The sequence below is a fragment of the Dankookia rubra genome (assembly GCF_004355005.1).
Classification (GTDB): domain Bacteria; phylum Pseudomonadota; class Alphaproteobacteria; order Acetobacterales; family Acetobacteraceae; genus Paracraurococcus; species Paracraurococcus ruber_A.
The window spans coordinates 39178-51001 of the sequence record NZ_SMSJ01000023.1 but is presented as its reverse complement, the minus strand read 5'-3'; the positions used below and the strand labels follow the sequence as shown (position 1 = coordinate 51001).

9 protein-coding genes are annotated in these 11824 nt (G+C 70.8%); 3 read left to right on the top strand and 6 right to left on the bottom strand.

Annotated elements, in window-relative coordinates:
• Positions 1–11 precede the first annotated feature (11 nt).
• A complete protein-coding gene (locus tag E2C06_RS17540) occupies positions 12–1010 on the top strand; it encodes a glycosyltransferase family 2 protein (protein WP_133289946.1) in 999 nt (332 codons plus the stop codon).
• Here the strand turns inward: E2C06_RS17540 and E2C06_RS17535 are convergent.
• The 6 genes from E2C06_RS17535 to E2C06_RS17515 form a co-directional block, all read right to left on the bottom strand.
• Complete coding sequence (locus tag E2C06_RS17535; RefSeq protein ID WP_133289913.1) at positions 996–2549, bottom strand: glycosyltransferase family 39 protein; 1554 nt, start codon at positions 2547–2549, stop codon at positions 996–998. The two genes, E2C06_RS17540 and E2C06_RS17535, sit on opposite strands and share 15 nt — an antisense overlap.
• Positions 2550–2718: 169 nt before the next feature.
• Positions 2719–4140 carry an oligosaccharide flippase family protein gene (locus E2C06_RS17530; protein WP_165982453.1) on the bottom strand — a complete coding sequence of 474 codons (1422 nt, stop codon included), beginning with the start codon at positions 4138–4140 and terminating at the stop codon, positions 2719–2721.
• A gap of 4 nt (positions 4141–4144) precedes the next feature.
• A complete protein-coding gene (locus tag E2C06_RS37635; RefSeq protein ID WP_165982452.1) occupies positions 4145–5764 on the bottom strand; it encodes a hypothetical protein in 1620 nt (539 codons plus the stop codon).
• Between the two features lie 53 nt (positions 5765–5817).
• Positions 5818–6570: an SDR family NAD(P)-dependent oxidoreductase gene (locus E2C06_RS17525; RefSeq protein WP_206664574.1), complete on the bottom strand. Its 753-nt coding sequence runs from the start codon at positions 6568–6570 to the stop codon at positions 5818–5820.
• A complete protein-coding gene (locus tag E2C06_RS17520; protein WP_133289911.1) occupies positions 6567–7955 on the bottom strand; it encodes an FAD-binding oxidoreductase in 1389 nt (462 codons plus the stop codon). The genes E2C06_RS17525 and E2C06_RS17520 overlap by 4 nt, the downstream gene beginning before the upstream one ends.
• Before the next feature lie 7 nt (positions 7956–7962).
• Positions 7963–9441 (bottom strand): UbiA family prenyltransferase, encoded by a 1479-nt coding sequence (locus E2C06_RS17515; RefSeq protein ID WP_165982451.1) that lies wholly within the window; start codon positions 9439–9441, stop codon positions 7963–7965.
• 287 nt (positions 9442–9728) lie between these two features.
• On the opposite strand from E2C06_RS17515, the gene E2C06_RS17510 reads away from it, so the two are divergent.
• A complete protein-coding gene (locus E2C06_RS17510) occupies positions 9729–10841 on the top strand; it encodes a glycosyltransferase family 2 protein (RefSeq protein ID WP_165982450.1) in 1113 nt (370 codons plus the stop codon).
• Position 10842: 1 nt separating this feature from the next.
• Positions 10843–11796 (top strand): glycosyltransferase, encoded by a 954-nt coding sequence (locus E2C06_RS17505; protein WP_133289908.1) that lies wholly within the window; start codon positions 10843–10845, stop codon positions 11794–11796.
• Positions 11797–11824: the final 28 nt, after the last annotated feature.

Sequence of the window (11824 nt, the reverse complement as noted above, 5' to 3'; positions counted from 1 at the left end):
GGCGCGGCCCCATGCCGGCCGCAACGCTTTCGCCGACCACGCGCGGTGCCGCGCCGTCGCTCTCTGTCGTCGTGCCCGCTTACAACGAAGCCGAGGTGATCGAGGAGTTCCAACGCCGGCTCGGCGCCGTCATGGACGGCATCGGGCTGAGCTGGGAAGTCGTCTATGTCGACGACGGCTCCTCGGATGGCACGCCGGCGCTGCTCGCGGCCCTGCAGGCGACGCGGCCGGAAGTCGCGGTGGTCGCCCTCAGCCGCAATTTCGGCAAGGAGGCGGCGCTGACCGCGGGGCTCGACCACGCCAGCGCGCGCGAGGCGATCATCGTCATCGATGCCGACCTGCAGGACCCGCCGGAAGTGATCCCCGAGCTGGTGGCCGCGTGGCGCGAAGGCTTCGACGTGGCCTATGCCCAACGCCGCTCGCGGGCCGGCGAGACCTGGACGAAGAAGGCCACCGCGAGCGCCTTCTACCGGCTGATGGGTCGCATCGGCGGGCCGGTGCGGCTTCCGGCGGATACCGGCGACTTCCGGCTGATGAGCCGCCGCGCGGTGGATGCGCTGCTGCAGCTGCGAGAACGCCACCGCTTCATGAAGGGGCTCTTCGCCTGGGTCGGCTTCCCGTCCCGTGCCGTGCCCTACGACCGCGCGCCGCGCGCTGCGGGCACGACCAAGTGGAATTACGGCCGGCTCTGGACGCTGTCGCTCGAGGGCATCACCAGCTTCACCACGGTGCCTCTGCGGGTCGCCACTTGGCTCGGCCTCGGCACTGCCGCCGCCGCGCTGTTCTATGGCGGCTGGGTGGTGGTGAAGGCGCTGCTCTTCGGCGACCCGGTGCCGGGCTACCCGAGCCTGATGACGGTGGTGCTGCTGCTCGGCGGGGTTCAGCTCATCACCCTCGGCGTCATCGGGGAATACCTCGGCCGCATCTTCAACGAGACCAAGGGCCGGCCGCTCTATGTCGTCGGCCGCCACGTGCCGAGCGGCCGGCGCGGCTCGCTACCAGCGGAGTAGCACCAGCGCCGGGTGGCTGCGGTCCACCTCGGCCGGCGGGCGGGACGTCGCGAGCGCCGCGTCCTTCTGCGCCGCCCAGTCGGTTGCCCGCAGCAGCACCCAGACCGGGCGGCCGCTGCGCGCCTCCTGCGCCAGCGCCTCGGTGCTCATGCCGACCGGCGGGATGATGTGGTCGGGGGTATAGAGATCGGCCGGATGCGGCTGCGGATACCAGCGGAACAGCTGCCGCACGCTGTCGTTGAAGGCACCATCGGCGTAATGCAGCGGCGCGAGCAACGAGGTATCGGGGCCGATCGCCACGACATCATCGGGCCCGAGACGCGGGAGCAGCTCGGCCATCAGCCCGCGCCAATCCTCCTTCTCCGCAAGGGTCCGGACATAAACGCCGTTCATCCCGACCAGGATGCAGGCCGCATAGGCCAGGGCGAAGCCGGCGCGAATCCAGCGCGGCGCAGGGGAGACGAGCGCCATCGCCGCCAGCAGCGCGAGCGGCACGCCCATCCAGATGATGATGCGCGGGATCAGGAAGGGCGAGACATAGCTGACGCCGATGGTGGCCACCAGGAACGTTCCGGGCACACCGACCAGCAGCAGGGCCAGCCGGCGATGCGGCCGCAACACCGGGACCAGCGCCGCCGCCATCAGCAGCAGCGCCGCCAGTGCCAGGATGGAGGTCAGGCGGAACAGCCTGAGCGGGGTGACCGGATCCACCACCAGGTGATCCGCCAGGCTGAGCAGGCCGATCAGGTCGGGCGGCTTGATCCAGCTGAGGTCATGCCTGCCAGCCTGGGCGAGGATCGGAATCGCCAACGGCAGCGCCAGCAGCCCGATGGCCAGATGCGCAAGGATGAAGGCGCGCAGCGCCGCCCGCTTGCGGGGGGTCCGCAGCAGGACCAGCCCGCCACAGACCGCCAGCGCCGCAGCGGTGAAGACCGAGGTCGCATGGGCATAGAGCAGCACGACCATGCCCGCCGCGTAGAGCGCCAGCGCGCCGCGATCCGCCTGCGCTCCGCGACGGCCGGCGCTGCCGAGGAAGCGCAGCAGCCCGAGCAGCGCCAGACCGAAGGCCAGCGGCAGCAGGGCATAGACGCGTGCCTCCTGCGCGAAATAGATCTGCATCGGCGCCATGGCAAAGAGCATGGCGGCGGCCAGCCCGACCACCGGCCCGGCGATCTCGAGGCCAAGCAGGAAGACCACGGGAATGGTGGCCGTGCCGGCGACGGCCGAGAAGAGCCGCAGCGCCGTATCGCTATTGCCGAAGAGGCCGGCCCAGAGCTTGAGCAGGGTGTAGTAAAGCGGCGGGGTCGTCTCGATCACCAAGCCGTCAGTCCAGAGATAGCCGAGCGGCTTGTGGATCCACCAGGCGGAGAAGGCCTCGTCGCTCCAGAGCGACGCCGCGCCGATATGATGCAGCCGCAGCGCCAGGCCGAGGAGCGTGATGGTGGCGGCAGCGCTGAGCACGGCAAGCGCCTGGCCAGTGAGCCAGGCCGGCCTGCTCGCGACGAAAGCAACGGCGCCGCCGCGTGGTTGATCGTGCATTGCAATGTCCCGGGTTGGCGGCGCAGGGCCACGATCATTGAAGCGCGCGAAAGCGCGACCGGCAGCACCGCGCCTAGATCACATGATTGAGAAAATACTTGCGAAACAAGAAAGCGACACGGTTTGGACTTTCTGTCCTAAATTGCGCGTCTGTGGAGCGTGTTATCCGTCATGCTTCCTGTAATGCGCGAGGCCACCGGAAGCCGAGCGCCGGGGCAACGACGGCCGCATAGGCAATGGCGCCGGCCAGGGCCGTGCCGATCAAGGCCGGCACGGCCGCCTGAGCGGCCAGCTCACGTGCCGCCCAGGCGGAGACCACGCCCATCACCAGCGTGCCGAGCAGCGGCGCCAGCAACCGCTGCGCCAGCCAGGCCGGCGAGCGGTGCAGCGCCCGCAGCGTGACGAGGAGCTGCAGGGGCGGCACCGCCAGGCTGCCGAGCACCCAGCAGATCGCCGCGGCCGCGGCATCCTGAGGCCGCAGCACCAGCAGCCCGACCAGCGGCAGGGTAAAGGCGACCAGCTGCATCAGCAGGTTCATTCGGGTCCGCCCGAGCGCGAGCCACAGCGCCGGGGCCGGCCCGACCAGGAAGCCGGGGATGGCGGCCAGCGCCACCAGCCGGGCCGGCTCCGCCGCGCCGATCCAGGGGCCGCCCATCAGGATCTCGATCAGCCGCGGCGCGGTGATGGCGAGGCCGGCAGCGATCGGCAGGCCGATCAGCGCCTGCAGCTGGGCGAGGTCGCCATAGGCCTCGGCCAGCGCCGCCCGGTCGTTCTGCAAGGCCGCCAGCCGCGGCATGGCGAGGCGCGAGGCGGCGCCGGTGACCACCGCCATGGCGACGTCGAGCAGGCGGAAGGCGATGTGCGTGACGGCCACCACCGTCTCGGCCACCAGCATCCCGAGCCCGACGATGAAGATGCGGTAGCGCCCGTTGAAGACCAGCAGGGCGAGGATCTGCGGCCCGGCCACCGGCCAGAGCTCGGCGAGCGCGGCGCGCTGGAACAGCCGCTGCGGCCGCCAGCCGGAGCGCAATGCCAGCAGCAGGAAGACCGACAGCGTCGCCGCGGCCTGCTGCGCCGCCATGGACCAGGCCCCTGCCCCGCCCAGCGCTGCCAGGACTCCGGTGCCGACCGCCAGCGGCTGGCAGAGCAGCACGCGGGAGGCGAGCAGCCGGTAGCGCCGTTCCTTCAGCACGAGGGCCGACAGCATGCCGGCCGCCGCCGAGAAGGGCAGCAGCAGCGCCATGGCGCGGATCATGCCCGTCACCGGCGCGCCGGTGGCCCGGGCGATCAGCGGCGCGCCAAGCCAGAGCACCAGCATTCCGACCGCCGCCGCGCCCATCGTCGCCCAGAGCGCGGACGACCGGTGCCGTTCCTCAAGACCACGGCGTTGCAGCAGGCTGTCGCCGAACAGCGCGGCGATGGGGAAATCGACGGTCAGGAAGACGCTGGCGGCGATTGCCCCGGTGCCCGCCGCCTGCGGCCCGATGATGCGGGCAACGAACAGCAGTCCGACCAGCGCGGTGACGGCGGAACCGAGCGTCTCCGCCGCGACCCAGGCGGGCGAGGCAGGACCGGGGAGGACACGGCGCATCCGCTCAGTGTGCCATCCGTGTCCGGTCTGCCATGCCCCAGTCGAGGATGGCGCCCGGCGGCAGGTCCGGCGCCATCGCCCGCAGCGCGGCGCGGATCGGCTCGGCTTCCTCCGGCTTCGTGGCATAGAAGGTCACGACCGGGCCGCGTACCGTCACCAGCCGGCCGCGCAGCTTGAGCTGGGCGACCGGCTGCCAGCCGGCGGGCGGCACCGGCGGGGCGACGTCGTAGAGCATGGCGAGGCCGACATCGTGCTTCGCCGCCAGTCGTTCCATCCAGCCCGGGCCGCTGCCGCCCCTGCGGGCTTCCTCGTTGGCCAGGCCCGAGAGGTCGAGCATGTAGTAGGGCACCTGGTAGTTCACGTAGCCCAGATGGTTGGCGGCGAAGGGCCGGCGCCAGTGGTCGTTGACGAAACGGTGCATCTGGTACTGCTGGTCGTGCACGTTGCCCGCTGCCGCCACCGCATCCACGGTGCGGAAGACATAGCCGGAGAACAGGAACAGCATGGCCAGGCAGAAACCGGCGCAGCGCCGCGCATCGAGCCGCCGCAGCGCCGCGTTGATCTCCGGCTGCCAAGCCACCAGCACGGCGCAGAAGCCGAGCGCCAGGACGTAGATCTCGTACCGCGAGAAGGAACTGAGGCTGCCGCCGGTGAGCTGCGCCAGGGCGACGACGATGAAGAAGCCGACGGCGGCCGGCTTGGCCCAGGCGCGCTCGCCGAAGCGGGACGGCACCGCGCCGCGCGCCAGGCCCCAAAGGCCGAGCACGATCAGCAGCGCGATATGCGTGCCGCCATAGGCCATGAGGTTGCCGCGATAGGCGCCGTAGACCGCCTTGACGAAGCCGAGCGCGCCGCTGTCGGACATGCCGATGCCGGTGCTGGCGACCTCCGAGCGATGCAGCACCGAGCTCGGCAGCCAGGGCAGGCCGAGGCTGTGCAGGAAAAGCATGAAGCCGCCGACCAGCACCACGCCGACCGCGCCGATGATGGCCGCGTGGCGCCACTTGCCGAAGGCGACCAGCACCAGCATGTCGGCCGCCAGCGCCGCCGCCGCCTCGAAGCGCAGCAGCGGCAGCAGGGTGATCGCCGCCAGCCACCACCAGTCCGCCTGCTTGGTGCGGACGAAGCGCAGCAGGCCAAGCAGCGAGATGACCGTCAGCGTCACGTGCAGCGAGTGCTCGAGCCCGGCGAAGGCAAGGCCTACCAGGTTGAAGGCGAGCGTCAGCGTGGCGGTGATCGCCACCAACTGCGGGGTCGTGAGGCGATCGACCTCGAGCCCGATCTCCTCGGCGACCGCGTACATCAGCACGGCGGCGGCGAGCGTCGCCACGAGGCAGACCAGCAGGGCGGAGAACTGCCCGAGCGGCAGGACGGAGAGCAGCGCCAGCAGGAAGGGATAGATGATCGATGAGGAGGGAGAGGAAGGCTCGCCCGGGTTGATCCCGTAGGTGCCCTGCGTGATCTGGTCGGCCATCGCCATCTGGGTATAGGGCGCATCCAGCGTGTAGCTGAAATGCCCGCCGTTCCGCAGCAGGATGCCGGCCAGCAGCACGAGCGCCAGCGCCAGCACGCTCAGCGCGACGACCATCTTCGGTCTTGCCGCGGCGGCTGCGTAGGCGTCCACGGAATCCGCGCCTGGGCGCGAGAGCGAATCCATCCAGTCCTCCAGCGGGTCGATCAGATATCGAGCTTGTTGAAGATGCGCGTCGGCAGGCTGCGGATGATCGTCATCACCGGCCACCAGATGCGCGGCAGGTAGGCTCCGCCCCCGCCCTTTTGGGCAAGCTTCCAGGCGCCCGCCGCAAAGCCCCGCGGCGTCGTCATGAAGGGCAGCTTCGGCAATGGCCAGGTCATCGCAGTATCGACCGGGCCGGCCTTCAGGCAGAGCACCCGGACCCCGGAACGCGACAGCCGCGCGGCATAGCCCTGCAGGTAGGTCAGCAGCGCCGCCTTGGTGGCGCCGTAGAGATAGTTGCGCGGCCGCCCGCGATCGCCGGCGACCGAGCCTAGGGCGACGACCACGCCCTGCTTCTGCGCCTCCAGCACCGGGGCAAGGGCGGCCAGCACCGTGGTGGCACCGGTGAAGTTCGCCTCGACCATGCCGGCGGCGATGGCCGGGTCGCGGTCGGCCTCCGCCTGGTCGGGCATGACCCCGAAGGCGAGGAAGACATTCAGCGGCCCGCCGGCCCGTGCCGCGCAATCCTCGACAAAGGCGGCGTGGGAAGCGGTGTCGCGCGCGTCGAAGGGCACCGGCGCGGCCGGCACATCGTGGCGGATGGACAGGTCGGCCGCCTGGCGTTCCAGGTCCTCCATGTCCCGCCCGGCCAGCAGGATGCCGGCGCCATGCGCGGCGGCCTCCTGCGCGAAGGCGCGGGCGACGGCGGAGGAGGCGCCGAGCATCAGCCAGGTCGGTTGCATCGTCGCGCTCATGCCGCCAGTCCCAGCCGCTTCGCCATGTCGGAGGAGAAGCGCCCCTCGGGGTCCACCGAGTGGCGGATCTCCTGGAAGCGCTGCGCTTCCGGGTACATCTCCCAGAAGCCCTCGGCCGAGAGCAGGCTGTCCTTCGCCAGGTAGATGCGGCCGCCGGCCTCCCGCGTGATGCGTTCCAGCGATGCGAACAAGCCGCGCAGGCCAGGCCGCGCCGGGATGTCGAGCGCGAGGGAATAGCCCGGCAGGGCGAAGGAGAGCAGCCCGCGCCCCGGCCGCCCCATCACCTTCAGCACCGCGAGGAAGGAGGCGTCGCCGGCGGCCGAGATGGTCTCCAGCAGCCGGCGCAGCGCCATCTCCCCGGGGCCGAAGGGCAGCACGCACTGGAACTGGTGGAAGCCGCGCCTGCCGTACATCCGGTTCCAGTGCAGCACCGCGTCCAGCGGATAGAGGAACTTGCCGTAGTGCTGCAGCTGCTGGCGCCCAGCCTCCGGCACGCGGCGCCAGTAGAGCGCGTTGAAGGCCTTCACCGACATCCGGTTCAGCGCCCAGCTTGGCGCCTCCAGCGGGAATGCCTTCGTCTTTCCCGCCGGCAGGGCGACGCCCGTCTCGCTCGGCTCGGCCGTCTCGAGGATGCCACGCCCGAGCGAGGCGCCGCCGGCCAGCGCGTCGATCCAGCCGACCGACCAAGTGGCATCCGCCGCGGCGGCGAAGCCGGCGAGGAAATCGTCGAGGTTGCGGATGCGCCGGCTCTGGACGGTCAGTGCATTGCTCGGCACCGGCTGCATGCGGAAGCAGACGGCGGTGATGATGCCGGTCAGGCCCATGCCGCCGATCGTCGCGCGGAACAGCGCCGGCTCCTCCTCATCGGAGATGCGGATCTGCCGCCCGTCCGGGAGCAGCAGGTCGAGCCACAGCACATGGTCGCCGAAGCTGCCGGCGCGGTGGTGGTTCTTGCCGTGCACGTCGTTGGCGACGGCGCCGCCCATGGTGACGAAGGCCGTGCCCGGCGAGGTCGGCGCCAGCCAGCCGCGCGGCAGGAAGACCCGCAGCAGGTCGGCGAAGGTGACGCCCGGCTCCGTCACCACCAGCCCGCTGGCCGGGTCGAAGGCCAGGATGCGGTCGAGCCGCCCGGTCAGCACCGCGGCGCCGCCGGTATTGAGCGCCTGATCGCCATAGGCGCGGCCGCCGCCATAGGGCAGCAGCGTGCGGCCTTCCGGCACGTCGAGCGCCGCCATCAGCTCGCGCATCCGCTCGGGCCGCGCCGCCAGGCAGGGCGCCGCGCTGCTACGGCCCCAACCCTGGAGCGAGACCTGCTTCCAGCCGGCCGCGCGATGGGCCTCGGCGGCCTCGGCGGCCGCGCGTTCCTCGGTCATGGTGTCCGACATGCGTTCCTCAGAGCGCCGCGACGATGGCGGCGGCGATGACCGCGCCGATGGCCCAGCTCCAGCGGTCGCGCAGGGCGAAGACCACCGGGTCGTCCTTCAGCAGGCGGCGATGCGACAGCATCCAGATCCGCACCAGCCAGACGGCCAGCGCGGCGGGCGCGACATAAAGCCATGCGCCATGGGTATAGAGGCGGGAGGGCGCGGCCTCGTTCGCCACGTAGAGGATCATGATCTGCAGCGCCGCCATGGCGGAGGCGGCGCCGAAGCCGAGAGTGAGCGGCCAGTCGTCGACCTCGTAGCCGCGCCGGGCAAGGCCGCCGCCATGCGCAACCTTGGCCTCCATCAGCTCGCCATGGCGCTTCGCCAGGGCGCAGGAGAAGAAGAAGAAGCCGGCGAAGGCCATCAGCCACGGCGAATAGGGCACGCCGGCGAGTTCGACGCCGAGCGCCAGGCGCAGGGTGAAAAGACCGCCGATGGTCAGCGTGTCCAGCAGGGCGATGCGCTTGAGGAAGGCCGAATAGGTCAGCGACAGGCAGACATAGCCGACCAGTCCGAGCAGGAAGGCGCCACTGAGCAGCGCGCCGCCGACGAAGCCCATCAGGATCAGCGCGATGGCGCCGGCCAAGGCGTGCAGCGGCGCGATGCGGCCGGCGGCGATGGCGCGGTTGCGCTTGGTCCGGTGCAGCCGGTCCGAGGGCAGGTCGGCGATGTCGTTGAGCAGATAGGTGCCGGAGGCCGTCATGCCCATCAACACGAGGCCGAGCACGCAGCTCAGGATCGCCTGCGGGTCGCCGAGCTTGTGGCCGAGGACGAGCGGCACGAAGAGCAGTGCGTTCTTCGACCATTGATGGATGCGAAGTGCCCCGATCCAATCGCGGATCGGCGAATTCTCCGACGGGAATTCGGCCAGGACCTCCGTTTCCGTCATCCGGCGGGCCGCGGCGGCGACCGCCGGGCTGGTATTGACCAGCACGATCTCCTCGGCCGCGGCGAAGACATCAAGGTCGTGGTGGCTGTCGCCGGCATAGGCGAAGCCGCCGGGGAAGCGGGCGCGCAGCCAGGCGGCCTTCTCCGGCCCCTTCAGGTTGCGGGTGCCGTCGCTGCCGGTGGCGCTGTCGAAGATCTCGAGGTGGCCGGCCACCGCGTCCGCCACCGACTGGTCGGCGGCGGTGACCAGGTGCAGCCGCCGGCCGGCGGCGCGCTGCACCTCCAGCCACTCGACGAAGGGCTTGCGCAGCGGCAGGATCGCCGCATTGGCGGGGGCCGCGCGGCTCACCTGCTGCTTGAAGTGAGCGCGCCCCTGCAACAAGGACCGCAACAGGCCGGGCACGGACGCCGGGTCGCGCACCAGCGCCGCCACGAGGCCTTCATGCAGCGTATCGGTCGCCAGCAAGGTCCCATCGAGGTCGACGGCCAGCGGCAAGAGCGGCGCCGCATTCCCCGCCGCCGACGCGCCATGGCCCTGGTGCATCACCGCGTCCTGCATCACAAATACTGTTCCTGATACCGCGGCCGGAAAATCACATCGCAGGTGCGAAGGCGGTAGTGCCATTGGCGTGAGAGGCCCTGGCATGACGCAAAGATGCGCAGCGTGCCCATAACTCAAAGTTGCTTTATGATGCGCCCGGCTCAGCCATCGGGCGATTGCGGCGTCGCGGCAACGCGCAACGCAACGTGACGGCAACGGGTCGCTCCTGACCGAAGCTTGCCTTTCGCGCGAGTGCGGCGGCTGCTTAATCTCCGGCCGCCATGCAAGGTCATGACAGGAACGGAATGCGCGACACGGCAAGCGAGGCGGCACGGCTGGCACGGGCCGGGCGTCAGACGGGACGGGTGCCGAGCATCACCGTCTGCCTCGTCACCCACAACCGCCCTCACTATGTAAGAAGCTGCCTGGACAGCCTGCGGGTCCAGACCGTCGGGCTGGATCGCTTCGACGTGATCGTCGTCGACAGCTGCGGCACGCCGGAAACCGGCGCCGCACTGCGCGGAATGGTGGCGACCCTGCCCAATGCGCGGTTGCTCCGCGTCGATCGGCCCGGGGCCAGCGCCGCGCGCAACATGGGTGCGGAGGATTCGGACCGGGACTTCCTCGCCTACCTCGATGACGACGCCCTGGCGATGCCCGACTGGCTCGAGCGCATCCAAGAGGTGATCCAGGAACACGATCCCTGGCCGGGCGTGATCGGCGGCAAGGTCCTGCCGGTCTGGGAGAAGCCGCTGCCGGATTGGTGGCCGGAAAGCCTGCGCGGCGTGCTCTCCATCATCGACTGGGAGGGACGCGGCGAGTTCCGCACCAAGGCGATTCCGGCGGGGCTCGAGCCCTACGGCGTCAACATGGTGGTGCAGCGCCTGCCGCTGCTGGAAATGGGCGGCTTCGCCGACCGGCTCGGCCGATTCGCCGGGCTGCTGCTGTCGGATGAGGACGTGCAGGTCGGCTGGAAGCTGCAGGATCGCGGCTATTCCGCCTGGTACGACAGCCGCCTGGTCGTGCGCCACCAGATCCAGGCGACGCGCATGAACCCGGAATGGCTGATGAAGCGGCTGTACTGGCAGGGCGCCTCGACCGTCGCCACCCGCCGCATGCTTGGCCAGCCGGAACAGGTCTGGCGCGAATTCCCGCGCCGCCTGGTGGTCGAGATGCTGACCAGCGTCGCCGGCCTCCTCCCGGCCTCCAGCACGCGGCTGGTACCGCTGCGCTGGCGGCTGGCCTACGCCCAGGGCTTCACTCGCATGGCGCTGGCCAACGAGCAGAAGAAGCGCAGCCTGCCCGGCCGCGCGCTGCGGGCGCTGATCCGCCGGGACGGCACGCCGATCGTCCCGGTGATGGATATCGGCGCCCGGGCCGGCGTCCCCGACCCGGCCCGGCCGGAGGCGCGGCGCTGAGATGCTGACCGCCGTCTTCGCGACCCGCAACCGCGCCGCCGCCCTGCCCCGCGTGCTGGATGCCTTCTGCGGCCTGCAATCGCCGCCGGGCGGCTGGAAGCTCGTCATCGTCGACAACGGCAGCACGGACGATACCGCTGCCGTGATCGATGGCTATGCCGGGCGCCTGCCGGTCACCCTGCTGCACTGCGCCGCGCCGGGCAAGAACCGCGCGCTGAACACCGCCCTGCCGGAATTCGCCGGAGACCTCATCGTCTTTACCGATGACGACGTGCTGCCGGCGCCGGACTGGCTGGTCCGGCTGCGCGCCGCGGCCGAGTCCCACCCGGAGGCGACGCTGTTCGGCGGTACCGTGCTGCCCGACTGGCCGGCGCCGGTGCCCGCATGGCTGTCGGAGGAAGTGGTCGAGTTCAGCGTGCTATACGCCAAGAACGAGCGCTCGAGCGGCGCCTGCCGGCCGATCGACATCTACGGCCCCAACATGGCGGTCCGCGCCGCGGTCTTCGCAGCCGGCACCCGTTTCGCCGAGCATGTCGGGCCGGATGCCAGCAATCCGCTCTACGCCATGGGCTCCGAGACCGAGCTGCTGCGCCGGCTGGAAGCCGAGGGCCATCGGGCCTGGTTCGAGGCGAGCGCGATCGTCGGTCACATCATCCGGCCCGAGCAGATGCAGGAGAGCTGGGTGCTGGAACGCGCCTATCGCTACGGCATCGGCGAGGGTCGCAACCATGCCAGCACGCTGTTTGCCGGGCGGCCGGTCCTGGCGGGCCTGCCGGCACCGCTGCTGGCCCGCGTCATCGCCTATCGCCTGGCCGCGCGGGGGATGGGGCTGCTGCCGCCATCCGCCCGTCGGCTCCGCATCCGCTACCGCGACAGGTGGCTGGCCGGCGTCCTCGCCGGCCGGAAGGCCCCCGCAGTTCCGCCAAAACTGGCGCGTCCGAGCTTTTCCTCCTGATGGAGACCTGAGGTGTATTCGACGAGGA

Bases quoted from the DNA above. Each gene is read 5' to 3' on its own strand.
- E2C06_RS17540 (WP_133289946.1), top strand. From the start codon at position 12: ATGCCGGCCGCAACGCTTTCGCCGACCACGCGCGGTGCCGCGCCGTCG.
- E2C06_RS17535 (WP_133289913.1), bottom strand. From the start codon at position 2,549: ATGCACGATCAACCACGCGGCGGCGCCGTTGCTTTCGTCGCGAGCAGG.
- E2C06_RS17530 (WP_165982453.1), bottom strand. From the start codon at position 4,140: ATGCGCCGTGTCCTCCCCGGTCCTGCCTCGCCCGCCTGGGTCGCGGCG.
- E2C06_RS17525 (WP_206664574.1), bottom strand. From the start codon at position 6,570: ATGAGCGCGACGATGCAACCGACCTGGCTGATGCTCGGCGCCTCCTCC.
- E2C06_RS17520 (WP_133289911.1), bottom strand. From the start codon at position 7,955: ATGTCGGACACCATGACCGAGGAACGCGCGGCCGCCGAGGCCGCCGAG.
- E2C06_RS17515 (WP_165982451.1), bottom strand. From the start codon at position 9,441: ATGCAGGACGCGGTGATGCACCAGGGCCATGGCGCGTCGGCGGCGGGG.
- E2C06_RS17510 (WP_165982450.1), top strand. From the start codon at position 9,729: ATGCGCGACACGGCAAGCGAGGCGGCACGGCTGGCACGGGCCGGGCGT.
- E2C06_RS17505 (WP_133289908.1), top strand. From the start codon at position 10,843: ATGCTGACCGCCGTCTTCGCGACCCGCAACCGCGCCGCCGCCCTGCCC.